Origin of the sequence: Arthrobacter sp. N199823, from assembly GCF_002929705.1 — a bacterium.
Lineage (GTDB): Bacteria > Actinomycetota > Actinomycetes > Actinomycetales > Micrococcaceae > Specibacter.
Genome location: NZ_PJIN01000001.1, coordinates 353,801 through 377,432, shown reverse-complemented (window position 1 = coordinate 377,432; position 23,632 = coordinate 353,801). Strand labels below are relative to the sequence as shown.

The 23,632-nt window shown below is 60.2% G+C and carries 22 protein-coding genes; 5 read left to right on the top strand and 17 right to left on the bottom strand.

Annotation, left to right across the window (positions count from 1 at the left end):
• Nucleotides 1-18: 18 nt before the first annotated feature.
• The 5 genes from CXQ93_RS01665 to CXQ93_RS20990 all read right to left on the bottom strand — a co-directional run bounded on the left by CXQ93_RS01665 (nucleotide 19) and on the right by CXQ93_RS20990 (nucleotide 5,031).
• Complete coding sequence (locus CXQ93_RS01665; protein WP_104108742.1) at nucleotides 19-972, bottom strand: Ppx/GppA phosphatase family protein; 954 nt, start codon at nucleotides 970-972, stop codon at nucleotides 19-21.
• A gap of 74 nt (nucleotides 973-1,046) precedes the next feature.
• Nucleotides 1,047-1,670, bottom strand: coding sequence for a DUF501 domain-containing protein (locus CXQ93_RS01660; protein ID WP_104108741.1), 624 nt, complete (start codon nucleotides 1,668-1,670; stop codon nucleotides 1,047-1,049).
• Between the two features lie 144 nt (nucleotides 1,671-1,814).
• The gene (locus tag CXQ93_RS01655; protein ID WP_104108740.1) at nucleotides 1,815-2,540 is read right to left on the bottom strand and encodes a septum formation initiator family protein; all 726 of its coding nucleotides are present in this window, start codon (nucleotides 2,538-2,540) and stop codon (nucleotides 1,815-1,817) included.
• Nucleotides 2,541-2,778: 238 nt separating this feature from the next.
• Nucleotides 2,779-4,059: a phosphopyruvate hydratase gene (eno, locus tag CXQ93_RS01650; protein ID WP_104108739.1), complete on the bottom strand. Its 1,281-nt coding sequence runs from the start codon at nucleotides 4,057-4,059 to the stop codon at nucleotides 2,779-2,781.
• Between the two features lie 546 nt (nucleotides 4,060-4,605).
• Nucleotides 4,606-5,031: a hypothetical protein gene (locus tag CXQ93_RS20990; RefSeq protein ID WP_258068520.1), complete on the bottom strand. Its 426-nt coding sequence runs from the start codon at nucleotides 5,029-5,031 to the stop codon at nucleotides 4,606-4,608.
• Here CXQ93_RS20990 and CXQ93_RS20985 point away from each other — a divergent pair.
• Complete coding sequence (locus CXQ93_RS20985) at nucleotides 5,020-5,415, top strand: PadR family transcriptional regulator (protein ID WP_258068519.1); 396 nt, start codon at nucleotides 5,020-5,022, stop codon at nucleotides 5,413-5,415. The genes CXQ93_RS20990 and CXQ93_RS20985 overlap by 12 nt on opposite strands.
• Nucleotides 5,416-5,599: 184 nt before the next feature.
• Here CXQ93_RS20985 and CXQ93_RS01640 read toward each other — a convergent pair whose 3' ends face one another.
• The 12 genes from CXQ93_RS01640 to CXQ93_RS01580 all read right to left on the bottom strand — a co-directional run bounded on the left by CXQ93_RS01640 (nucleotide 5,600) and on the right by CXQ93_RS01580 (nucleotide 19,655).
• Nucleotides 5,600-6,091: an FBP domain-containing protein gene (locus tag CXQ93_RS01640; RefSeq protein WP_104108737.1), complete on the bottom strand. Its 492-nt coding sequence runs from the start codon at nucleotides 6,089-6,091 to the stop codon at nucleotides 5,600-5,602.
• A 286-nt stretch (nucleotides 6,092-6,377) separates the two neighbouring features.
• Nucleotides 6,378-7,112 carry a MazG nucleotide pyrophosphohydrolase domain-containing protein gene (locus CXQ93_RS01635; protein ID WP_308470597.1) on the bottom strand — a complete coding sequence of 245 codons (735 nt, stop codon included), beginning with the start codon at nucleotides 7,110-7,112 and terminating at the stop codon, nucleotides 6,378-6,380.
• Nucleotides 7,102-8,364 (bottom strand): adenosine deaminase, encoded by a 1,263-nt coding sequence (locus CXQ93_RS01630; RefSeq protein WP_258068518.1) that lies wholly within the window; start codon nucleotides 8,362-8,364, stop codon nucleotides 7,102-7,104. Before CXQ93_RS01630 ends, CXQ93_RS01635 begins: the two co-directional genes overlap by 11 nt.
• Nucleotides 8,365-8,412: 48 nt before the next feature.
• Nucleotides 8,413-9,357: a DedA family protein gene (locus CXQ93_RS01625; protein WP_258068517.1), complete on the bottom strand. Its 945-nt coding sequence runs from the start codon at nucleotides 9,355-9,357 to the stop codon at nucleotides 8,413-8,415.
• Nucleotides 9,358-9,651: 294 nt separating this feature from the next.
• Nucleotides 9,652-10,962: a thymidine phosphorylase gene (locus CXQ93_RS01620; protein WP_104108734.1), complete on the bottom strand. Its 1,311-nt coding sequence runs from the start codon at nucleotides 10,960-10,962 to the stop codon at nucleotides 9,652-9,654.
• Entirely contained in the window at nucleotides 10,959-11,369 is a 411-nt protein-coding gene (locus tag CXQ93_RS01615) for a cytidine deaminase (protein WP_104108733.1), read from the bottom strand. Before CXQ93_RS01615 ends, CXQ93_RS01620 begins: the two co-directional genes overlap by 4 nt.
• A gap of 3 nt (nucleotides 11,370-11,372) precedes the next feature.
• Complete coding sequence (locus tag CXQ93_RS01610) at nucleotides 11,373-12,668, bottom strand: ABC transporter permease (protein ID WP_104108732.1); 1,296 nt, start codon at nucleotides 12,666-12,668, stop codon at nucleotides 11,373-11,375.
• Nucleotides 12,665-14,011, bottom strand: coding sequence for an ABC transporter permease (locus CXQ93_RS01605; protein WP_308470596.1), 1,347 nt, complete (start codon nucleotides 14,009-14,011; stop codon nucleotides 12,665-12,667). Before CXQ93_RS01605 ends, CXQ93_RS01610 begins: the two co-directional genes overlap by 4 nt.
• Complete coding sequence (locus CXQ93_RS01595; protein WP_104108730.1) at nucleotides 14,008-15,573, bottom strand: ABC transporter ATP-binding protein; 1,566 nt, start codon at nucleotides 15,571-15,573, stop codon at nucleotides 14,008-14,010. Before CXQ93_RS01595 ends, CXQ93_RS01605 begins: the two co-directional genes overlap by 4 nt.
• A 92-nt stretch (nucleotides 15,574-15,665) precedes the next feature.
• A complete protein-coding gene (locus CXQ93_RS01590) occupies nucleotides 15,666-16,778 on the bottom strand; it encodes a BMP family protein (protein ID WP_104108729.1) in 1,113 nt (370 codons plus the stop codon).
• 326 nt (nucleotides 16,779-17,104) lie between these two features.
• Nucleotides 17,105-18,313, bottom strand: coding sequence for an amidohydrolase (locus CXQ93_RS01585; RefSeq protein ID WP_104108728.1), 1,209 nt, complete (start codon nucleotides 18,311-18,313; stop codon nucleotides 17,105-17,107).
• A 199-nt stretch (nucleotides 18,314-18,512) separates the two neighbouring features.
• A complete protein-coding gene (locus tag CXQ93_RS01580; RefSeq protein WP_256939750.1) occupies nucleotides 18,513-19,655 on the bottom strand; it encodes a mannose-1-phosphate guanylyltransferase in 1,143 nt (380 codons plus the stop codon).
• A gap of 367 nt (nucleotides 19,656-20,022) precedes the next feature.
• Here CXQ93_RS01580 and sdhC point away from each other — a divergent pair, with 367 nt between their 5' ends.
• The 4 genes from sdhC (at nucleotide 20,023) to CXQ93_RS01560 (ending at nucleotide 23,564) form a co-directional block, all read left to right on the top strand.
• The gene (sdhC, locus tag CXQ93_RS01575; RefSeq protein ID WP_074711603.1) at nucleotides 20,023-20,415 is read left to right on the top strand and encodes a succinate dehydrogenase, cytochrome b556 subunit; all 393 of its coding nucleotides are present in this window, start codon (nucleotides 20,023-20,025) and stop codon (nucleotides 20,413-20,415) included.
• Nucleotides 20,416-20,883 carry a succinate dehydrogenase hydrophobic membrane anchor subunit gene (locus CXQ93_RS01570; protein ID WP_104108727.1) on the top strand — a complete coding sequence of 156 codons (468 nt, stop codon included), beginning with the start codon at nucleotides 20,416-20,418 and terminating at the stop codon, nucleotides 20,881-20,883.
• A gap of 90 nt (nucleotides 20,884-20,973) precedes the next feature.
• Nucleotides 20,974-22,773 (top strand): succinate dehydrogenase flavoprotein subunit, encoded by a 1,800-nt coding sequence (sdhA, locus tag CXQ93_RS01565; protein WP_104108726.1) that lies wholly within the window; start codon nucleotides 20,974-20,976, stop codon nucleotides 22,771-22,773.
• The gene (locus CXQ93_RS01560) at nucleotides 22,773-23,564 is read left to right on the top strand and encodes a succinate dehydrogenase iron-sulfur subunit (protein ID WP_104108725.1); all 792 of its coding nucleotides are present in this window, start codon (nucleotides 22,773-22,775) and stop codon (nucleotides 23,562-23,564) included. Before sdhA ends, CXQ93_RS01560 begins: the two co-directional genes overlap by 1 nt.
• Nucleotides 23,565-23,632: the final 68 nt, after the last annotated feature.

Here is a 23,632-nt window from a genome sequence, read left to right as displayed (position 1 = left end):
TTTCCGTAGGAGGTACTGCTAGTTTCGGGCTGCGCCCAGGGCAATTCCGTCAAGAATATCGTGTTCACTGGTGGTTACCGATTCCACGCGTCCATCACTGAGCTGCGCTACCTTGCGCAGCACAGTCCGCCAGATCAGTGCACCGGCGCCAATGACGTCCACACGGCCCGGATGCATGAAGCCAAGTTCGCCGCGTTGGGCCCGCGTCATGGACAGTAATGAGGAAGCCGCAGCAGCAACTTTTTCAAGAGGTACGACGGCGGCATGAATCGCCTCGCTCTGGTAGCTCACCAACCCGAGGGCGTGGGCCGTGATGGTGGTGATGGAGCCGGCCACGCCCACCACTTCTGCGACGTCGCCAAGAGGCACTGTCGCGAGGACCTCATCCAATTTTTCCGCAACGGCAGCCTCGGCCGAGGCAATCTGGTCGGCTGTGGGCGGATCGGACTGCAGGTACCTTTCAGTGAAACGCACACAACCCATGTTGGTGCTTAGAGCATGCAAGACTCCGCTGCCATCCCCAATCACGAACTCGGTACTGCCGCCACCTAAGTCAACAACCAATACCCGCTTCTGGCCTAGGTCCGGCAGGACGCTCACGGCGCCTGAAAAGGATAGCTCCGCTTCTTGGGCGCCACTGACCACTTCTGGTTCCAACCCTAGGCGGTCCTTGATTCCGGCAACAAAGTCATCCCTGTTGCTGGCATCGCGGGTGGCACTGGTCGCTACGAACCGCACCCGCTGAACATCGTTGGCGGCAATAATGGCTGCATAGGCATCGACGGCGGCAAAAGTACGCTCCAGCGCCTCGGGAGCCAGCATGCCTGTGACATCCACGTCCTGGCCCAGCCGGACCACCCGCATTTCACGATGCACATCAGTCAGGGACTGTCCACCGTTTGGCTGCTCGGTCACATCTGCAATGAGCAGGCGGATGGAGTTGGTACCGCAGTCAATGGCCGCAACGCGCATTCTGTTGCCTTTCGAGGGAGGTTAAGAGGTGGTGCGGCTAAGCGCCGATACTAGTTCTGGCGCTAGTTCGCACCCTAGCTAGGGTTGAGGTTCTGGTTCAGATTCTTTACATGGCGACTCAGGTCCTTGTTGGGAACAGGCGCTTGATCGTCCCAGGCCCCAGCACAGAAGCAGGTCTCGGCCGTCCACCACTGGGCCACTCCAGCAAGGGCTTCATCGCCCAATGGATTCACGCCAGGGCCTTCCGCCAAGGCATGACCAATGAGCACATGCAGGCACTTCACACGGGTGGGCATGCCGCCGGCGGAGATACCGGCGATTTCCGGGACGGGGCCTGTTCCGGCCCGTTCGCCGATGGCCTCACGGGCTGCAATGTAGCTTTCATGCGCCTTCTGGTAAGCGGCAGCCAGCTCAGTGTCAGTCTCCAGGCGCTCGCTCATTTCGTTCATGAGACCGGCTGCTTCCAGCCGCGACGCTGCCGCGGTCAGGATGGGGTGAGTGAGGTAAAAAGTGGTGGGGAACGGAATCCCATTGCTCAGGCGAGGTGCCGTGGCGGCCACCAAGGGGTTTCCGCAGACGCAACGGGCAGGTATCTCTACCACGTCGCGCACGGGCCGGTGGAGCTGACGGCTGAGGGTATCAAGATCGTGCTGCGAAGGAATGCGCCCGTTCAAGGCGGAACTGGTGGTTTCGGGCACGGGCGGGCCTTTCGTAGAACTGTTGTCAAGCTTTTTTGGAGCTTTTTCATGCCTTGGTCTGCTGCGGCCAAGGTCCAAGCTGCTATTTTAGCGTGCCCTGCGGCGGCCAAATATCAGTTCCTCAGTCCAGACCCGGATTGCGGATCAAGGAGCAGTTGACGGGCTTGGTGCTGGTGTGGTGGCGGGCTTGTCGGGCACCGCCGCCGCGGGCACCTGAACTTGTGCTGACTTTTTCACAGCATCCCAGAGTCCATCAACCCACGGTTCGGTGGTAATTTCCGTAGCTTTCTTGGCTGTTGTGGCTTGTGCTGCGGCGGCCTTGGCGGCGTCCACGGAATCTTTAATGGTCTCGGTGCCGTTGGCGCCATACACCCAATAGCCGGTCTCGCCTGGCATGAGCATGCTCACGCGGTCGCGGGCCTGCTGCTTGATGTAGGCAGGATCGTCCCAGCGTTTTATTTCTGCCGCATAGGCTTCCTGCTGGGCTTGCCGGGCGGAAATATCGTCTTGTAGTTGGGAGATCTCGGTCCGCTGGGTCAGGAAGGTGTGCACGTTCGGTGCCAACAGGACGGTGGCAACACCCATGGTCAGCGCCATCACCAAGAGTCGGCCTGAGAAGGAACGGGCCGGGACAGGACTGTTGCCACTGGCGTGAACCACGCCGTCTTGGCGACTGCGGCTTTGGGCGTCGCTGGCCAGCTTACGCTCCCCCTTTTCGGCACCCTTCTGAGTGGCTGACCGATCTCCTGAACCGGATGCCGGCAAGTTTTTTGGGTTTGTTGGGATGGCTTCAACGGGCGCTGCTTCTTGGGCACCGCTGAGGCCGGAAGTGAACTGTGCTTTAGGCACTGAGGGCCGTCGTGTGGCCATGCTTCTCCTAAGTACTTCGGCCGGCAGGTCCCCGGCTCCGTCAACAAACGCTCCATCACTTATGGCAGCTTTTCACCCAACGCTCCCTCACATATGGGGCTGTTTTGGCGAACGCTCCCTCACTCCAGTGATTTTCGAGCTCAACGCCAAGCGTAACTTCGAGCTTAAACGGCAAAGCCGCGGAAGCTGGCTGGGTGTGAACTCCACCTTAGCCAGCCTCCGCGGCCATCGCTGCTATTTAGCCCTTGAAACGCGGGAACGCGCTGCGGCCTGCGTAGCGTGCAGCGTCGTCGAGCTCTTCTTCGATGCGCAGCAGCTGGTTGTACTTGGCAACGCGCTCGGAACGGGCCGGAGCGCCAGTCTTGATCTGACCGGCGTTGGTAGCAACGCAGATGTCAGCAATGGTGGTGTCTTCGGTCTCGCCTGAACGGTGTGAGGTGATGGTGGTGTAACCGGCACGCTGTGCCATGGACACGGCATCCAGGGTCTCGGTCAAGGAACCGATCTGGTTGACCTTCACGAGCAGCGAGTTGGCAGTAGCCGCTTCGATGCCGCGGGACAGACGCTCAGGGTTGGTGACGAAGAGGTCATCGCCAACAATCTGAACCTTGTCACCGATGGTGTCGGTCAAGGTCTTCCAGCCTTCCCAGTCATCTTCATCCAGGGGATCCTCGATGGAAACGAGCGGGTAGTCTGCAACGAGCTCAGCGTAGTAAGCGCTCATCTCGGCTGCAGAAAGGGCCTTGCCTTCGAACTGGTAAGCACCTTCCTTGTAGAACTCGGAGGAAGCAACATCCAGGGCCAGGCCAATGTCGGTGCCGGGCTTGTAGCCGGCGCGCGTGATGGCTTCCAGGATCAGGTCAAGAGCTGCACGGTTGGACGGCAGGTTCGGCGCGAAGCCACCCTCGTCGCCCAGGCCAGTGGAGAGGCCCTTTTCCTGCAGAACAGCCTTGAGGTTGTGGTAAACCTCAACGCCCCAGCGCAGGCCTTCAGAGAACGTGGAAGCACCGAGCGGCACAACCATGAATTCCTGAATGTCAACGTCGGAGTCAGCGTGTGAACCACCGTTGAGGATGTTCATCAGCGGCACCGGCAGAACGTGTGCGTTGGGGCCACCGAGGTAGCGGTACAACGGCAGGCCAGCGGATTCAGCAGCAGCGCTAGCCACAGCCAAGGAAACACCCAAGATGGCGTTGGCGCCAAGCTTGGCCTTGTTCGGGGTGCCGTCCAGTTCCAGCATGACGGAGTCGATCAGACGCTGGTCGGTTGCGTCCAGGCCCTCAATCTCGGGGGCAATAACTTCCAGAACAGCCTCGACTGCCTGCAGGACACCCTTGCCCTGGTAACGGTTCTTATCTCCGTCGCGGAGTTCCACTGCCTCGAAGGCACCGGTGGATGCACCAGAGGGAACGCCTGCGCGGCCCATGGCACCATCGGTCAGCAGAACTTCGACCTCAACGGTCGGGTTTCCGCGGGAATCCAAAATTTCGCGTGCATGAATGGCTTCAATAAGTGCCACGTATTGCTCCTAATAGTCAGCTTTGTAGAGTACTTGTCGACCACGCTGTCGTCTCAATGGTAACCGAACAGGTGATGGGGCACTCATTGCTACGCCCTTAGCTGTCTCGCGCGCCTTCTTGCACGAAGCAGACGCGCGGTTTCGACGGACCCAGATAGCTGCCCGGATACCTGTCCAGCGGAGCCCAGAGCTGCGGGCAGTGACACGCCTGGAATTGCCGCCTATTCGGCGAAGATCACGGCTGCGGACACCTTGCTGGGGCACCTTGGACATTTTTTCAGAAAACCCTTGCAACCGAGAATATAGCGATATATCGTTAAGTATCGCAATGGGAAGAAAGACTCTCGTACAGCGAAGAGCATATGCGTTCAGTGGACAGTCTCTAGGTACTTCCGCCATCGGGCTCGAGGGCCGATCATCTACGATTGCCGCCGCCAGCAGCCCACACTCTTACAACTTTTTTAGAACAGGCAAGTAACAATGAAAACCTTCAATTTCCCCCAAGAAGACAATGATCATCCGAACGATCCGCGGCGCGGCCACCGGTCACGACGCCACACCGAGCCGACTCCCCCAAGCGGCGACGGAGAGTTCACGGAACCGCGTGAAGGTTTCCCCGGAGACCAAGGTCGCGGCCGAGGCGGACGCGGCGGCTTCGGTCCCCGTGGCGGTGGCGGTCACGCCGGTTCCGGTCCGCAGAGCGGCGGGCCGGGATTCGGTCCCGACGAAGAATCCCGCAGTGCAGGACGCGGCGAGAACGGCCCGCATGGTGCTCACGACGGAGGTAGCTCTCGCGGCGGCTTCGGTCCGCGGGGCGGTGGCCCCCGTGGCGGCTTCGGTCCCCGCGGCGGCGGCAGCGGCGGCGGCTTCGGTCCCCGCGGCGCCGGCCGTGGCGGCTTCGGCCCTCGCGGTGGCGGGCGAGTCCGTAAAGGCAACGTCCGCAGCGCCATTCTGTCCCTTTTGAGTCAGCACAGCTACAACGGTTACGGCATGATCGGGGCCATCGCTGCACATACCGACGGTGCCTGGCGTCCGAGCCCTGGCTCTATCTACCCCGCATTGGCCGCTCTACAGTCCGAGGGCCTCATCGAGTCCACCGGAGACGGCAAGCGCACCGAGTTCGTCTTGACTGAGGCCGGCAAGAGCTACGTCGCCGAGAACGCCGCCGAAATGGCACAGGTCTGGGCCGATGTGAACGAGGAAGCCGGAGCCGGAACTGACTTACGGCTTGGCCTGAGCAAGCTCGTCGGAGCGGTGGAACAAATCTCCATGGCCGGCAACGAGGAACAAGTCAAGGCGGCCACCGAAGCCTTGGATACCGCGCGACGGGCCATTTACACCTTGCTCGCCGACTAGCGGCCCGGAGGCGAAATCCGAAGGTAGAGACCGAGTAGGCCACCCTTGGCGGGGTGGTTTCATGAAAATGAAACCACCCCGCCAAGGGCGTATAACGAATGGGGTCAGGGGCCTCGCGTCAGGGCATCGCTTGAGGACCATCACGCGAGGCGAGGTTTCACTGAAGCGACGCCGACCCCAACCACTATCCCCTAACTCGAACCATGAACTTTTCGGTTCTTTCCTGCAGGCCCTGAATCTGACGTTGGACGACGGCGGACGGGTCCGGCTCGATCTCGTTGGCTGCTGGTTCCTTCCTGACGTTGGCTGAGCACAGGAACTGCGCACAAATCAGCGTCCCCACCGAGTTCCCGTCCCGGCCCGACTGACCGGCCCGCTTGCTCACCCACAGGTACACGTCTTCCTCGGAGTAGACGTCACGGCACAACTCGCACAGCACTCTGCGCTTTTGGCCGCTGCCACCTTCCGGGGCTCGGAGCATGATGCCCACCAAGCCATCGGCGGTCTGCGTAATGAGGTAGCCACGCATGGGCATTTTGGGATCGCTCCAGCCAAGGGAGTCCAACTGCTGCCAGTCCAGATCAGCAAAATTGGCTGGCAATGTTAGCTTGGCGGCCTCGGAACGGCTGGCATTGACGAAGCATGAACGAATTTGTTTTTCGGAGATTTTTTCCACAGCAAAGAGTCCTCAGGTAAGGGGTGTTGCCTTTTCAGGCGTGCAGTTCGTGACGGCACAGGGATGGTGTTTTGAGGTGGCTCACCGGATGCGGGCGGTTTGGGGCCGGGCGCGTCAGGGAGCAGTGGCGGTCGCGAAGCAGGCCATCAAGGCCACCCCACTTTCCGCAGGAGCGTGGGCCCAATGTGCTGTAGTCATCAGTGCCGCCCCTCATTTTCTCGATATAACCCTATGGAAAGCCTAGCAGTTCAGCGTCGGCGACAGTGAGCTGCCGCCAAGCAGACTGTCATCGGCCGTGGAGTGCCTGAAAGTTCTGTACCGCTAGCCGCAATGCACGCTCGGCGTCTAAGCCACGTTCGTGGGCACCGCGTACGACGTCGAACAACACCTTCCCGAGCTCCTCTTCCGATTCGATGGGGCTGGGCAAGATTCCTTCGGGTTCCTGCACATCGAAGCCAGCCCTGCGAGCCCGTTCCACCGATTTCTGCGCCATGGCCAGGGCCGGCAGTGTCCGGGGAATCCCCGCAAACGGTCCCGCTGCTCCTCCAGAAACATAAGCAGATCCAGATCCAGCCTCAGCCGAGTCTCCGCCAGCCCGTTCCTGTGCCTTGACGCGTTCCCAGGTCTCCTCAATTTCGGCCAGCGTGGCCGGGAAACTCTCCTGCAAGGTGCCATCGGGGTGGAAAACGTGGGGGCTTCGTCGGATCATTTTTTCACTCAAGCCGCGAGCCACATCGGCCAAATCGAACTCGCCGGCTTCCTGAGCCAGGCGGGCGTGCAGCACCACTTGCAGGAGAATGTCGCCCAGCTCGCCGGAAATCTGCGCCGAGCTTCCGGTTTCCAACGCTTCAATAAACTCATGCGATTCCTCCACCAGATAGCTGATGAGGGATTCATGGGTGAGTGCCGCCGTCCACGGGCAATGCTCCCGGAGGGCTCCCACTACATCAACAAGGCGGGCCAACTCCACGGTTGTGGAGCTGGCCCGCCCATTGATTTCCGGCACAGAATTAGCGGTCAAGTCCGTCTTCGTCCGCAGCGGATTCGTCCAGGTCCGATTCTTCCAGATCGGATTCGTCCAGATCCGCGGCATCGAAGGTTTCAAAATCCTCGGAGTCCTCGAATGCGTCGATTTCTTCCATGGCGTCCTCGAAGCTCTCAACGATGAAGTCGGCCAGCTGTTCGCGGGACTCGATGGGCAGGAACGATGCATGAACGGCGTTCAGCGTCAGCTCCAGCACTGTGTCCAAACCGTAGCCGAACGTCTCCACCAAGAGCCCGAATTCGCCCGTCAACGTCACACCGCTCATCAAACGGTTGTCCGTATTGACTGTGACGTTGAAGCCCAGCTGGTGCAGCAGATCGATGGGGTGTTCGGCAATGGTGGTGCCAAACGCCGCAATGGCTCCGGTCTGCAAGTTCGAGGACGGGCACAGCTCGAGCGGAATCTGGCGGTCACGCACCCACTGCGCCAGATCGCCCAAGGTGAGGGTGCCGACGTCGTTCCCGTCGACCTCCTCCACATCAAGGTGGATGTCCTCGGCGATGCGCACGCCGTGGCCCAAGCGCAGCGCGCGGCCATGCACCAACGCGTCCTGGATGCTCTCCAGGCCGGCGCCTTCACCGGCATGGACGGTGGCCGGGAAATTGTTCTCTGCCAGGTAGGTGAAAGCTTCGGTGAAGCGGGAGGGCAGGAAGCCGTCCTCGGCGCCGGCAATGTCAAAGCCCACCACGCCGTTGTCGCGGTGACGCACGGCCAGCTGGGCAATTTCGGAGCCGCGATCGGCGTGACGCATGGCCGTGACGATCTGGCCCACCTCAATGTAGCCGCCCGCTTCATCCACCGAATCCATGCCCTCTTCCAGGCCTTCCTGGACGGCTTCAACAGCCTCATCCAGTGAGAGTCCGGCGTTCAGGTGCTGCTCGGGAGCCCACCGCACCTCGCCGTAAACCACACCGTCTTCGGCGAGATCTTCGACGAATTCCTTGGCGACCCGGACCAGCGCATCGTGCGTCTGCATGACGGCGATGGTGTGGTCGAAGGTTTCAAGGTAGCGCTCAAGTGAGCCGGAGTTGGCCGATTCCAGGAACCAACTAGCCAGTTCCGTGGGGTCGGTGGCCGGCAGCGTGTGCCCAGCCTGCGCTGCCAACTCAATGATGGTTTCGGGGCGCAGACCACCGTCAAGGTGATCATGCAGGGACACTTTGGGCAATGATTTAAGGTCCACAACCGGAATGGAAATGCCTGCGTGTTCTGAAGTTGAGTTAGTCACAATCCCCACTCTATGGATGAGCTTGGCCCGGCGCTAGTTGGGCGCGGCTCAGGGCTGGTGAAATCCGGCACCCACAGCGTCGTTTGGGGACGCGGCAGCAATTTTGACGCCGCCCTTCCCACTGCCCTTTCCACCACAGTGATGGACGACGGCGGCACCCACCACAGCGTGTCCGTCACCTTCTCCGACGTCGGGAGCTTCAGGGCTATTTGGCTCCACAGCGCCCGACTCCACAGCACCCGGCTCCTGGGCAACCGGAGGACTTGCTTCAGCTGGCGCCGTTGGCTCGCTTGGCGTTGTGCCAGCGGAACCCCTCTTGTGCCCTCGACGATCGAAATACCGGTGCACGAGTTTCAGGGCATGGTCCACGAGGATGCCGATCACAATGGCAAACGCAATGGCAATACCGACCCCCAGCAGCGGATTATCGTGCACCCAGCGCCCGGCAAATGTGCCCACAGCCACCGAATAACTGGCCCACGTCACCACAGCAATGCCGTCCAAGACCACAAAACTCCGCCACGGAAACGAGGTGGCGCCAGCTGTGAAATTGACAGCAATCCGGCCCACGGGGACGTACCGAGCAGTGAAGATCAAGACCGCTCCGCGCTTGTCCAATTCCATCCCAGCCCAAGCAAAAGCTTTGGCAATGCGGGGGCGGCGCATCCAGGCGAAGCGCTGAACCCCGAGTTTGCGACCCATCCAGTAGGCAATGTTGTCACCAATGATGGCGCCTATGGACGCGCCAAGGATCAGCAGCCAGATGTTGGGATAGCCGTTCCGGGAGGCAATCGACGCCAGTGCCACAATGGCTGTTTCGCTGGGCAGGAAAAGGAAGAAACCGTCAATCAGACAGAACAGAGCCACCATGGGAATGACCCACCACTGGGCAGCGGAGTGTTCAATCATGACGTTGATCTGATCAATGAGGTGCAGGAAGTCCACCGTGGATTTTTCCTCTTCTGTGGTGGTTGTCTTCCTAAAGTTTCCCACGCTTAAGTCGCCATGGTATCCACCCATCGGAGGATATTCTCAGGGCGTTTTGTACTCCTTTGGACCCATGTCTGCCTGCGGATAACAATTCCCAAGCACGACGGCGGGAGGCCTCCTTGCGCAATTGGCAATGCGCAATGGGTAAGGAAGCCTCCCGCTGAGTATGTCAGCGCCGTAGTGACTCAGCGCAGGTGCGTCCGGGAAACACCCCAATCGCTGATGGAGCGTTGTGAAAAACCGCCGGAAAGTGGTGCGGCGTCAGGCAAAAACCGCCGGAAAGTGATGCCGCGTTGCCTAGGCGATGCGGTCGATGATGAGCTGGTTTGCCGGGCGCGATCCCTCGGGGGCAATAGTAACGGCACCCTCCAGCGCTTCCCTTGCTCCGGCGAACTTCTCTGGGGTGTCGGTGAGCAGCGTCATGAGCGGCTCTCCAGCGCGCACCATGGCACCGGGCTTCGCGTGCATGCGCACTCCGGCCCCGGCTTGCACGGCATCTTCCTTGCGCGCCCGCCCAGCACCGAGCCGCCAGGCTGCAACTCCCACAGCCATGGCGTCCAGGCCCACCAACACGCCGTCGGCAGGTGCCAAAATGACCTCGGATTCCCGCGCCTTGGGCAGCGCGGCGTCGGGGTCCCCGCCTTGGGCGCGAATCATGCGGCGCCATACATCCATGGCTCGCCCGTCCTTGAGCGCAGCCGCCGGATCGGCACCGCGAATACCGGCAGCCTCCAGCATTTCTTCGGCCAGCTTCACAGTCAGTTCCACCACATCTTCGGGACCGCCGCCGGCGAGCACCTCCAGCGACTCTTCAACTTCAATGGCGTTACCGGCGGTCAGACCCAACGGTGTGGACATGTCAGTCAGTAGGGCCACTGTTTTGACGCCGGCATCGATGCCCAGCGCTACCATGGTTTGGGCCAGTTCACGGGCCCGTTCCACAGTCTTCATGAACGCACCGCTGCCCACCTTCACATCCAGGACAAGTGCCGCTGTGCCCTCAGCAATCTTCTTACTCATGATGGAGGAGGCAATCAGCGGGATGCACTCAACCGTTCCTGTCACATCACGCAGTGCGTAGAGTTTCTTATCTGCCGGAGCCAGATTTCCGCCAGCAGCGCAGATCACCGCACCCACATCGGAGAGCTGGCGCATCATGGCCTCGGCGGTAACATCGGCGCGCCAGCCCGGGATCGATTCGAGCTTGTCCAAGGTGCCGCCGGTGTGCCCCAAGCCCCGACCAGACAGTTGTGGCACAGCTGCGCCAAAAACTGCCACGAGTGGGGAGAGCGGCAAGGTGATCTTGTCCCCTACACCGCCCGTTGAATGCTTGTCAGTGGTTGGCATCACGGCACCGGCGGCCGAGCGGAGCGCCGAAAAGTCCAACCGCTCCCCCGAGGCGATCATGGCAGCTGTCCACTGCGAGATCTCCTCGCGGTCCATGCCATTGAGGAAAATGGCCATGTTCAGGGCGGCCATTTGTTCTTCGGCTATGTCACCGCGGGTGTACGCCGCAATGGTCCAGACGATTTGTTCCGGGGTAAGTTTGCCGCCGTCACGCTTGGTGGCAATGATGTCAACGGCGGCGAACGTTCCAAGCGAAGTCATGACGGCTCCTTCAAGTGATCTGGGCCAAAGGCGTCGGGCAGGATGGCATCCATGGTTTTAGCTCCCGAGGACGTCATGATGCGCGTAGTCGCCGTGCTGAATTCAAAAAGCAACTGCCGGCAGCGCCCGCAGGGCATGAGGATTTCGCCCTTGCCGTCAACACAGTAGAACTCAGTGATGAGTCCACCGCCATTCATGCGGGCAGCACCAACCATGGTGCATTCTGCGCACAAGGTCAGCCCAAAGCTGGCATTTTCCACGTTGCACCCGGAGACAATGCTGCCATCTGCCAGCCGGGCCGCAGCTCCCACGGGATAGTTCGAATACGGGGCGTAGGCGTGAGCCAGTGCCGCGGTGGCGGCTAGGCGCAAAGGCTCCCAGCCGCCGTCGAGCATGTCAGTGCTCATGCGCTACTCCTTGATGTAGGGCTCGCCGTCCGCGGCAGGGGCGAGTGCCCGTCCCACGAATCCGGACACGGCCAGGATGGTCAATGCGTACGGCAGCATGGCCAAGAACTGGCCGTCGATGGGAGTTCCTGCGAGCGAGAGAATGCTTTGCAGGTTTCCGGCAACACCGAACAGGAGCGCCGCCAGGGCTGCGCCGATCGGATTCCAGCGGCCAAAGATCAGCGCGGCCAGGGCAATGAAGCCCAGCCCGCCTGTCATGTCCTTACTGAAACTGCTCACGGCAACCAGCGTGAAGTACGCGCCACCAATGCCGGCCACGGCTCCGCCAGCCAAAACGTTCAGGACGCGGGTGCGGTTGACGTTGATCCCTACGGTGTCGGCGGCCTTGGGGTGCTCACCCACGGCGCGCACACGCAATCCCCAGCGGGTACGGAACAAACCAAACCAGAGGGCAACCACCAGAATCAGCATGAAGTAGCCAATGATTGACTGCCGGAACAGAGTGGGTCCAATGATGGGGATTTCCGAGAGCAACGGGATGGAGATGTTGGGCAGGTGAGCCGGCTGGTTGTAAATGGTCAAGCCATCAACCTTGGTCTTCATGATCTTCTCGAACAGGAACCCTGTCAGACCCGAGACCAGCACGTTCAGGACCACACCGACGATGATCTGGTTCACCACATACTTGATGCTGAACAAGGCCAGCAATACTGACACCAGCACACCGGCAACAGCCGCGGCAAAGAGCCCCACATAAGCGTTGCCCGTGATGGAGGCTACGAGTGCTGCCGTGAAGGCACCCGCCAGCAGTTGACCCTCGATGGCAATGTTGACCACACCGGCACGCTCGGAAAGCACGCCGGACATGGATCCGAAAAGGATGGGTGTGGTGATCAGCATGGCACCGGAGAACAAGCCCACCAGCGTGATGTTCTGCGTGGTGGTCCCACCAATGATCCACACCATCATGCCCACCACAAAGACCACGGCGAAGGTCATAACAACCCATTTGGCGATCTTCCCGGCGTCACGTGTCTGGCGCCACGCCAGGTAGGCCAGCGCCACGCAAATGATTGAAACCAGCACGCCGACTGCCTTGGCCGGAACTACCAGGTTGGGCACCTGCCAAGCATCTGTGTCTTGGGAAATACGGAACGTTGCCGTGCCACTGGGGCCTAGGACAACGAAGACGACGACGGCGAACACGGCCAGTACGCCGAGCAGAATCGGCAGTTTCCAGCTTCGGACGGCTACCGCATCGGCAACCTTGGGCGTCTCACTCTTGGTGATGATGCTCATGCGCTGACTCCTTCGCTGCGAGCTTCCTTGATCCGGAAGATGGACCGGATCAGTGGCGGGGCGGCAATGAAGAGAACAATCAAGGACTGCACTACGGCCACGATATCAATGGAGACGTTGGCGTTGATCGCCATGGACGTGCCGCCTGCCTTGAACGCACCAAACAGAATCGCCGCAAAGAATGTCCCCCACGGTTTCGAGCGTCCCAGCAGGGCCACGGTGATGGCGTCAAAGCCGATGCTGCCGGCAATGTCGGCATCGAGAATCTTCTCGGTACCGGCCAGCTGCGTAACACCGGCCAAGCCCGCTAGAGCACCGGAAATCAGCATGACGGTGATGTAGCCGCGGGATACCAACATGCCGGCGGTTCGTGCAGCCCGGGGGTTGGCACCAATGGCACGGTATTCAAAGCCCAGAGTGGAACGGTTCAGCAGCCAGGACACCACTATCACGGCCAGTATGGCCACGATCAGGCCCGCATGGAGGCGGTAGTTTGGGCCAAGAAGCAGCGGGAACATGGCCGTTTCATGCATGCGTGGGCTAATGGGGTTGCTGCTGCTCGGGTCACGCAGCTGGTTCTTGAGCAGGTACAGCACCAAGGACACGGCGATGTAGTTGAGCATGATGGTCACGATCACCTCGTGAGCACCGGTCTTAGCCTTCAGGAATCCGGCAATGCCGCCCCACAGCGCACCGCCAATAGCGCCGGCCACCATGACAGCCAGCAGATGGATGCCCGGAGGGAGTTCAATCATGAAACCCACGACGCCGGCAAAGGTGGCACCAAGGATGATCTGACCCTTGGCACCAATGTTGAACAGGCCAACCCGGAAGGCGAGCGTCACGGACAAACCGGAGAGGATCAGCGGGGTGGCGAAGGTCAGGGTTTCAAAAATACCCAAACGCCCCTGCCAGGTGCGTGCACCCGGGTCATAGGTGGCTCCACGCCACAGTGCTCCGTAGGCCTCGGAAATCGAGGCCCAAATGGCCTTGAGCGTAGCCATGGGGTCACCAAAGAAGTAACCGAAGGCCGTGGTGACGCGGGTGTCAGTGATGGCGATCAGAATGCCACCAATGACAAGGGCCACAACGACTGCCAGAACCGAGATCATGGCGCTGCCGCTCATGATCTCGCGTACTACCTGGCTGGCGCTGCTTTCCTTCTCCGGCTTGCCTGGCTTGTCTGCGTTGCCCTGAGCAGATGGTGCCGTTGGCTTTCCGGCTGCACCTGTTGCTCCCGGTGTGCCTGTGGCGCCTGGGATGCTGGGGGCACCGGGATTGCCCGGAGCGCCGGGTGTTCCCGGAGTTTGTTCCGCCGGGACATTTTTATCGGTTCCGCTCATGGCTGCGCTCCTTCCTCGGTAGTGCCGGATTCACTTTGGGATTTCATTTGTTCCTGTGCTTCTGCCACGGGCAGCCCGGCCATCATGAGGCCAAGCAGTGCGCGGCTGGATTTTCCTGGCACGATCCCCATGAGCCGGCCGGCAAACAACACCGCAATCCTGTCAGCCAGCTCAAGGACTTCGTCCAGTTCGGTGGAGACGATGACTACCGGAGTGCCGGCATCGCGTTCTGCCACGATGCGTTTATGGAGGAATTCGATGGAGCCTACATCCACACCACGGGTGGGTTGGGAGGCAATGAACAGCTTCAACGGCCGGGACAGTTCCCTGGCCAGAACTACTTTTTGCTGGTTGCCACCGGAGAGGGTATCCGCGGCATCCTGTGATGACTGGGCCCGGACGTCAAACTCCGCGACCTTGTTAATCGCATTTTTGGCGATGGCGGCACGGTTCAATGTGCCGGCTCGCGAGTAGGGAGCACTTTTGTACAAATCAAGGATGAGATTTTCGGCGATGGAAAGCTCGCCCACCAGGCCGTCGTCCTGCCTGTCCTCGGGAACAAAACCAACCCCGGAGTCCAAGACCTGGCGCACGCTCTTGCCCACCAGTTCCTTCCCGTCCAAGGTAATGGAACCCAGCACATGCTTGTGCAGACCCAGCACCGCTTCGGTGAGTTCGGTCTGACCATTACCCTGAACACCGGCAATGCCCAGAATCTCACCTTGGGACACGCTCAAGGTGACGTCATCGAGAAGTCTCTGCCCGGCGTCGTTCATGACAGTCAGATTGTTGATCTTGAACGTTTCCGCACCGGGTGTGGCGTCGGCCTTGTTCAAGGTCAGGTTGACGGCGCGGCCCACCATCAGCTCGGCCAGCTCCGTGGTGGAGGCGTCCGGGCTTGCCGAACCCACCACTTTGCCGCGACGAATGACGGTGATGGTGTCGGAAATCGCCTTCACCTCGCGCAGTTTATGGGAGATGAACACGATGGAGGTTCCGCCCGCCTTGAGCTGTCCCATGATGTCCATGAGCTCATCAGTTTCCTGCGGCGTGAGAACGGCCGTTGGCTCGTCAAGAATCAGAATCTTGGAGTTACGCACCAACGCCTTGATGATTTCCACCCGCTGCTGGATACCCACAGGCAGGTCCTCAACGAGCGCATCCGGGTCCACGTCAAAACCGAACTGCGTGGAAATCTCACGGATCTTTCGCCGCGTCTCAGCCAAATTCAGGACGCCACCAAACGAAGTTGACTCGGCCCCCAAAGCGACGTTTTCAGCCACGGTAAAGACCGGGACCAGCATGAAGTGCTGGTGCACCATGCCAATTCCTGCGGCCATGGCATCTGCCGGGCCGGAGAAGTTCACGGGGACGTCATCAACAAGGATCTGTCCCGAGCTGGGTGAATAGAGCCCGTACAGCACGTTCATGAGGGTGGATTTTCCCGCCCCATTTTCGCCCAGCAAGCTGTGAATCTGTCCTGATTCCACCACCAGGTCGATGTGGTCGTTCGCCACCAGGGTACCAAAGCTCTTGGTAATGCCCCGTAGTTCTAATTTCAACGTTTTTGCCCATCTGCGAGGGTATTGATCACGGCTCGTACAACGGACATTGGGGGCCGCCACTGGCGACCCCCAATACCCACGTGCAGTTACTACTTCGGGCTGGCCGCTGATTCGACCTTGATGGACCCGTCGACGATACTCTTCTTGATCTCTTCAAGCTGAGTCTTGGTGTCTGCCGTAACGGAGGCGTCCAAGTCATGGAACGGAGCCAGGGCTACGCCACCATTTTCCAGGGTTCCAATGTACGGAGTGGCGTCAAACTTTCCGTCCAGGTCTTCCTTGACGACTGCTTCCACAGCCTCACCCATGGTCTTGATCACCGAGGTGAGCAGAATCTCCTTGTAGGTGGGTGCTGTCAGGAAGCCGTCGGAGTCAACCCACACGAGCTTGACATCCTTGCCGGTCTTATTGGCGGCCAGGATGGCATCTCCTGCACCCTTGCCCAGCGGGCCGGCAACCGGCATGATGACGTCTGCGCCTTCTGCGATCAGGTTGTTGGTGGTCTTGGTGCCTTCCTGAATGATCTCAAAGGTGTTGGCGAAGGAACCCTGCTGGCTCTTGGCATCCCAGCCGAGAAGCTTCACGTCCTTGCCCTGCTTGGTGTTGTAGTAGTCAACGCCCTGGGCGAAGCCATCCATGAAGATGGTGACGGTGGGAATGTTGATGCCGCCGAACGTGCCCACCTTGCCGGTCTTGGACACCGATGCTGCAACGTAGCCGGCCATGAAGGCAGCCTGAGCCGTGTCATAGACGATGGGCTTGACGTTGTCGGCCTTGATGCTGTTGTCATCAATGATGGCGTAGTGCAGATCGGGGTTGGCCTTGGCGGCTGTTCCGGTGGCCTCAGCCAGCAAGAATCCGACGGTCACCGTAAGGTTGCAACCGGCGCTTGCCATGGTGGCCAGGTTCGGAGCAAAGTCTGCCGTGGTGGAAGACTGTGCTTCCTTGAGCTTGATGCCGAGATCCTTTTCGGCGCTCTTCAAGCCTTCGTAGGAGGACTGGTTGAATGACTGATCGTCGAATCCGCCGGAGTCAGAGACGATGCAGCCAAGGAAGTTCGCTGCCGCCGGGTTTTGCGAGCTAGATTCGCCTGCGGCGGGCGGCGCCTCACCGCAGCCTGTGAGCAGGAGCGCGGTAGCGCTCAGGGCAATGGTGCCCACCAGGGCTCCGCGCTTAAAGGTCTTAGCGGTGCTAAGAAGCATATTTTTCAAGGTTCCTCCATCGGTTGGTGGCCTCACTGGAGCCTTGACTAGGCAACGCAGGCGCCATCCAACCCCACCTGTTTTCCGGAACGACGCTGGTCCAGCCGATGAAGCGAATGCGATTACCTTGCCACACCCCAGTGTTGCGGCGCTAACAATACCTTAGTGTCATAGCTCACCAGCGGCCACCCCAGGATGGCCTAGCAAGGTTCATCGTTGGCCAACCGTTACAAACCGTGACACAACAGTATGGCGTTCGCTCGTCGGGGCTGCTATGGGCCCGCGCGGAGGAGCCATTCTCCTAGCCGTCCGCAAGCGAGCTGGCGCTACTCTCCGGCGGGGTCGCGCAGCGTGCGTAGGGCTGCAGCACACAGCACGCGAATGCCTACGGAAAGGGCTCGTTCGTCAACGATGTAGTCACCGCGGTGGAGATCGTATTCCTCTCCTCCGGGGACATGTGTACCCAACCGCATGAGGGACCCGGGGATGCCCTGCAGGAACCAGGCAAAGTCCTCCCCGCCCATGGACTGCGGAGCCAACACCACCGAATCATCCCCCAGTTCGGCACGGGCTGCTGCTTCGATCACCGCGGTCTCGTGTTCGGAGTTGACCACGGGAGGGACTCCGCGGGTGTGCTCGAGGAAGACGTCAACACCAAACGGAGCGGCAACTTGCTGGACCACGGCGTCGAGCAGTTCTCCGGCCGCATGCCACGCTTCACGATCCAGGCAGCGCATGGTGCCGCTCATGACGCCGTGCCCGGGGATGGCATTGGGTGCTGATCCGGCGCTGATCTGGCCCCAGACCACTGAAACACCGCTGCGGACATCGACGCGTCGGGAAAGGACGGCAGGAACGTTAATGGCGATTTGCGCCAAGGCAAAAACCAAGTCCTCGGTCAGGTGGGGGCGCGAGGTGTGCCCGCCCCGTCCTGTGAGCTCAATTTTGATGGTGTCGGAGGCGCTGGTGATGGGTCCGATGCGGGTACCGATCTTGCCAACCTCAATGCGCGGGTCACAGTGCAGGGCCATAATGCGCGGCACACCGTCTAGCGCCCCTTGATCGATGCATGCCAGCGCTCCTCCTGGCAGCGTCTCCTCCGCAGGCTGGAAAATAATGCGCACGCGGCCGCCCAAGGGCTTGCTCTCATGCATCTTCGCCAAGACCAAGGCAATACCGAGCATGGTTGCGGTGTGGAAATCGTGGCCGCAGCCATGCGTCACACCATGATTGCGGGACGCAAAAGGCAGCCCGGTCTCTTCAATAATGGGGAGCGCGTCAATGTCCCCGCGCAATGCCGTGGCAATGGGTCCTTCGCCGACGTCCACAATCACCCCGGTGCTCTGTAGCCGGCGGGGAGAGAGGCCGGCTGCCACGAGGCGTTCGTAGATCTTTTCGGAGGTACGGAACTCCTGGAACGACAGCTCGGGATGGGCGTGGAGGTCCCGCCGGAATTCCACCACGTCAGCCAGCAAAGGCTCCAGCCAGGGGCCTACCAACTCAGTTGCGTCTGTTTCCAGCGAGTAATTGCGCACGGCTCAAACTCTAGTCGCGTCAGCGACCAGCGCTGACATTAGCGGCGTCGCGTTACACAAGACACCACATTCGAGACAGCCATTTGCCTCTGCGCCGCCCAGCGACTAGGGGAAGCGCTGCTAGCCAACTCAGCGCAGTGCCGCTGGGCGGGTGACTCACGAGCCCACTAGGCGAAGCGCTGGGCGGGTACGGACACCGTCAGAGAACGTCGGTGTCGCCGCGCGCCTTGAGACCGTCAACAGCCTTCTTGACCATTTGCGAGTGCGCACGGGTGGTGATCAGGAGCGCGTCAGGGGTATCAACCACCACTACGTCCTGGATGCCGATCAATGCGATAACGCGTTTTGTATCGGTGACCACGATCCCGGTGCTGTCCTCGGTGAAGACACGGCCGCCCTCGCCGATGACCTTGACGTTGTTGTCTTCCTTGGCGCTGCTCAGGCGGGCGATCGCGGCAAAGTCTCCCACGTCGTCCCAGCTGAAGGTGGCGGGAATGACGGCCACATCACCTGCGTCGGCTGCAGGTTCGGCCACGGCGTAATCAATAGCGATCTTGGGCAGGGTGGGCCAGATACGGTTTTTCACGGCGATCCGGTCCGGGGTGTCCCAGGCAGCGGCAATTTCCATGAGGCCTTCATATAAGACCGGCTCGTTGGCCTTGAGGTGGCGCAGCATCAATTCAACTGGGGCCACAAACATTCCGGCGTTCCAGTTGTATTCACCGCTGGCAAGGTACTGTTCGGCGATTTCTTCGCTGGGTTTCTCGACAAATTTAACCACTGTGTGGGCACTGGGCGCGCCAGCAACATCCAGCGGTTCTCCTGTGCGGATGTAGCCGAAACCGGTGGAAGGGTGAGTCGGCTTAATGCCGATGGTCACAATTTTTCCCGTGGCAGCCGTATAGACGGCCTCTCGCACGGCGTCTTGGAATTTTTCCACCGGGCTGATGACCTGATCGGCGGCGAAGGATCCCATGATGGTCGCGGGGTCGCGCATGAACAGGATGGCAGCAGCCAGGCCAATGGCGGCACCGGAATCCTTGGGCTCCGTTTCCAGGACCAGATTCCTATCCGCAATTTCGGGCAGCTGGCGGCAAACGGCTTCGCGGTGCGCATCCCCTGTTACCAAGAGAACTCTTTCGCCACTGAGCGGTTCCAAGCGATCGTAGGTGGCACGGATCAAGGTACTGCCACTGCCGGTCAGATCATGAAGGAACTTAGGGGCAGCCGCACGGGACAGCGGCCACAGCCGCGTGCCAACACCACCGGCGGGAATTACTGCGTAAAACCTGTCCATGGGGTCTGGAACGGGCTGGGACTCAACCAAATTTTGCGTATTCATCAAGACCACCATAGGCGATGACCATGCACGGAAGGGCTTGCAGCCTGCATGGACACACTGTGATGCAGAAAGATCCACCCAGAGGTGTACGCCGGGCTGGTAGCCGGGCACCCCGCCGTCGTACGTGAACGGCTGGGCCAAAGGGCACAGGAAATGGCGAGCAACACGGCGTCGACACTGCACTAAACGCCACAAATTCCGCCTTTTCGTGGCCCACCTGTGATGTGATGCATAGAGCAAGGAGTGCCTAAGTTGAATATGCTGTTAGCTAAGCCTAAATTAGGCACAAGTTATGAGTGCTCACGCCGTGTGCGTTTCTCCGCGTGGAACCACGCCAGCGCAACGGTGACGCAGGAAGGTTTATTCAGTGCCGACAAAACCAGCTGGCACTCTGTATCGCGGCCGAGAAGGCATGTGGTCATGGGTGGGACACCGTATTACCGGTGTAGTGATTTTTATTTTCTTGCTGGTGCACGTTTTGGACACCTCGTTGGTTCGAGTGTCTCCAGAGGCGTACACAGCAGTCATTGGGGCGTATAAGAACCCCATCATGGGCCTTGGCGAAGCAGGACTAGTCGCCGCAATTGTGTTCCACGCCTTCAACGGCCTGCGCATCATTGCCATCGACTTCTGGAAGAAGGGTCCCAAGTACCAGCGTCAGCTGCTCTGGGGCGTTCTTGCACTGTGGGCTGTGACCATGATTCCATTCCTCATTCGTCACCTCACCATTGTCTTCTCTAATTTCTTCGGGGGGCACTAAATGAGCACCGACTCCATCGCAGCACCGCGCAGCAACAGCGCTCAGTCGCCGAAGTACAAGCGCAACAAGGGCTCCAACTCAAGCTTTGAGATGGTCGCCTGGTTGTTCATGCGCCTGTCCGGCGTGATCCTGATTGTCCTGATCTTCGGCCACCTGTTCGTGAACCTCATGGTTGGCGACGGCATCCACGCCATTGACTTCGGCTTTGTTGCCGGCAAGTGGGCAGATCCGTTCTGGCAGATCTGGGACCTGGCCATGCTGTGGCTGGCCTTGCTGCACGGCACCAACGGTGTCCGCACCATCATCAACGACTACGCCGAGCGTGACGGCACCCGCATGGCCTTGAAGACGATTCTCTACATTGCCACCACGGTCATCATCGTTCTGGGCACCTTGGTGATCTTCACCTTTGACCCCTGCCCTCCCGGTGCAGTCATTGATCTTCCGTCCTTCTGCCCCGTTCCCTAATTAGGGAGCGCCCCGGGCCGTGACGGCTTGGGAACGGTACGAAGTGAACACCAGCTTTTAATGCAGTAAATGAGAGAAAGAGCATCCAGTATGCAGGTCCACAAATACGACGTCGTAATCGTCGGGGCCGGTGGCGCAGGAATGCGTGCCGCCATTGAATCCGGACAGCGTGCCCGTACCGCTGTTCTGACCAAGCTCTACCCCACCCGCTCGCACACCGGTGCAGCACAGGGCGGCATGTGTGCAGCACTTGCCAACGTGGAAGAAGACAACTGGGAATGGCATACCTTTGACACCGTCAAGGGTGGCGATTACCTGGTTGACCAGGACGCTGCGGAAGTTATGGCGAAGGAAGCCATTGACGCCGTGATCGATCTGGAAAAGATGGGTCTGCCGTTCAACCGCACACCCGAGGGCCGCATTGACCAGCGTCGCTTTGGTGGCCACACCCGCGATCACGGTAAGGCCCCGGTTCGCCGTGCGTGCTACGCCGCCGACCGCACCGGCCACATGATTCTGCAGACCCTGTACCAAAACTGCGTCAAGCACAACGTTGAGTTCTACAACGAGTACTACGTTTTGGACCTGCTCACGGTTGAAGAAGAAGCCACCCGCGCGGACGGCACCATCTACCTGCAGAAGAAGATTGCCGGCGTCGTTTCTTACGATCTGGCTACCGGTGAACTGCACGTCTTCCAGGCCAAGAGCGTTATTTTGGCTACCGGCGGAGCAGGTAAGGTCTTCAAGACCACCTCCAACGCTCACACCCTGACCGGCGACGGCATGGGCATTGCCTTCCGCAAGGGCATCCCCCTGGAAGACATGGAGTTCTTCCAGTTCCATCCGACCGGTCTTGCCGGTTTGGGCATTCTGCTCTCCGAGGCTGCACGTGGCGAAGGCGCCATCCTGCGTAACTCGGACGGTGAGCGCTTCATGGAGCGTTACGCTCCCACCATCAAGGACTTGGCACCTCGTGACATCGTGGCCCGTTCCATGGCTAACGAGGTTCGTGAAGGCCGCGGTTGCGGCCCGAACAAGGACTACGTTCTCCTTGACCTGACCCACCTGGAGCCGGCGCATATTGACGCCAAGCTCCCGGATATCACCGAGTTCGCCCGCACCTACCTGGGTGTGGAGCCGTACACGGAGCCCGTTCCGGTATTCCCCACGGCGCACTATGCCATGGGCGGTGTTCCCACGAACATCACCACAGAGGTCCTCCAGGACAACGACACCATCATCCCGGGCCTCTACGCCGCCGGTGAGGTTGCTTGTGTCTCCGTCCACGGGTCAAACCGTTTGGGCACCAACTCTCTGTTGGACATCAACGTCTTCGGTAAGCGCGCCGGTGTGGCCGCTGCTGAGTACGCCAAGACAGCCGACTTTGTTGAACTGCCGGAGAACCCGGAAGCCGACACTGTTGCGTTGTTGGAGCATGTCCGTACGTCTGACGGTGGCGAAAAGGTTGCCCTGATCCGCAAGGATCTCCAGGACACCATGGATGCCAACATGCAGGTGTTCCGCACGGCCGAGTCCATCGACAAGGTTCTTGCCGATATCGCTACTTTCGAGGAGCGCTACTCACGCATCACCGTTCAGGACAAGGGCAAGCGTTTCAACCTTGACCTTCTTGAGGCAGTGGAGCTTGGCTTCCTGCTCGAACTGGCCAAGGTCATGACTGTTGCTGCCCTGCACCGTCAGGAATCTCGCGGCGGACACTACCGCGAAGACTTCCCGGACCGCGATGATGAGAATTTCATGAAGCACTCCATGGCTTACCTGGATGCGAACGTCACGGTTGAGAGCTCGGAAGAGTCCATTGCCGGCATTCGTCTGGAAACCAAGCCTGTTGTTGTTACGCGTTACCAGCCGATGGTGAGGAAGTACTAATGAGCGCCGTAGAAACTGAATTGCCGGAGCCGGCATCAAAGATTGAACTGCCCGCACACCTCGGTGGCGGCGGAGAGATCCCCACGTTCGATGTCACCTTGCGTGTGCGTCGTTACGACCCCGAGGTCTCGGAAGAGTCCACCTGGGAAGACTTCACCATGACCATGTATGGCACCGACCGCGTGTTGGATGCTCTGCACAAGGTCAAGTGGGAGCAGGATGGCTCACTGACCTTCCGCCGCTCCTGCGCACACGGCGTCTGCGGTTCCGATGCCATGCGCATCAACGGCCGTAACCGCCTTGCCTGCAAGACCCTGCTGAAGGACCTGGACACTTCCAAGCCCATCACCGTTGAGCCCATCAAGGGCCTGCCGGTAGAGAAGGACTTGATCGTGGACATGGAGCCGTTCTTCCAGTCCTTCCGCGAGGTCATGCCGTTCCTGGTCAACCGCGACCACGAGCCCACCAAGGAGCGCCTGCAGTCTGCCGAGGACCGTGCGCGCTTCGATGACACCACCAAGTGCATCCTGTGCGCCGCGTGCACCTCATCATGCCCCGTCTTCTGGACCGACGGCCAGTACTTCGGCCCGGCAGCCATTGTGAACGCACACCGCTTCATCTTTGACTCCCGTGACGACGCTGGCGATATGCGTCTGGAGATCCTCAACGACAAGGAAGGCGTGTGGCGTTGCCGCACCACCTTCAACTGCACCGAAGCATGCCCGCGTGGCATCCAGGTGACCCAGGCAATCGCCGAGGTCAAGCAAGCCATCTTGGCTCGCCAGATCTAAGCGTTTCCTTCTTTGCCACAAGCGCCGCTCCCTTGAAGGGGGCGGCGCTTTTGCGTGCTGCCGACGCT

Coding starts and splice junctions, on each gene's coding strand:
- CXQ93_RS01570 (WP_104108727.1), top strand. CDS start 20,416: ATGAGCACCGACTCCATCGCAGCACCGCGCAGCAACAGCGCTCAGTCG.
- CXQ93_RS01610 (WP_104108732.1), bottom strand. CDS start 12,668: ATGAGCATCATCACCAAGAGTGAGACGCCCAAGGTTGCCGATGCGGTA.
- CXQ93_RS01665 (WP_104108742.1), bottom strand. CDS start 972: ATGCGCGTTGCGGCCATTGACTGCGGTACCAACTCCATCCGCCTGCTC.
- sdhA (WP_104108726.1), top strand. CDS start 20,974: ATGCAGGTCCACAAATACGACGTCGTAATCGTCGGGGCCGGTGGCGCA.
- CXQ93_RS01620 (WP_104108734.1), bottom strand. CDS start 10,962: ATGACTTCGCTTGGAACGTTCGCCGCCGTTGACATCATTGCCACCAAG.
- CXQ93_RS01560 (WP_104108725.1), top strand. CDS start 22,773: ATGAGCGCCGTAGAAACTGAATTGCCGGAGCCGGCATCAAAGATTGAA.
- CXQ93_RS01580 (WP_256939750.1), bottom strand. CDS start 19,655: ATGAATACGCAAAATTTGGTTGAGTCCCAGCCCGTTCCAGACCCCATG.
- CXQ93_RS01655 (WP_104108740.1), bottom strand. CDS start 2,540: ATGGCCACACGACGGCCCTCAGTGCCTAAAGCACAGTTCACTTCCGGC.
- CXQ93_RS01605 (WP_308470596.1), bottom strand. CDS start 14,011: ATGAGCGGAACCGATAAAAATGTCCCGGCGGAACAAACTCCGGGAACA.
- CXQ93_RS01590 (WP_104108729.1), bottom strand. CDS start 16,778: ATGCTTCTTAGCACCGCTAAGACCTTTAAGCGCGGAGCCCTGGTGGGC.
- CXQ93_RS01615 (WP_104108733.1), bottom strand. CDS start 11,369: ATGAGCACTGACATGCTCGACGGCGGCTGGGAGCCTTTGCGCCTAGCC.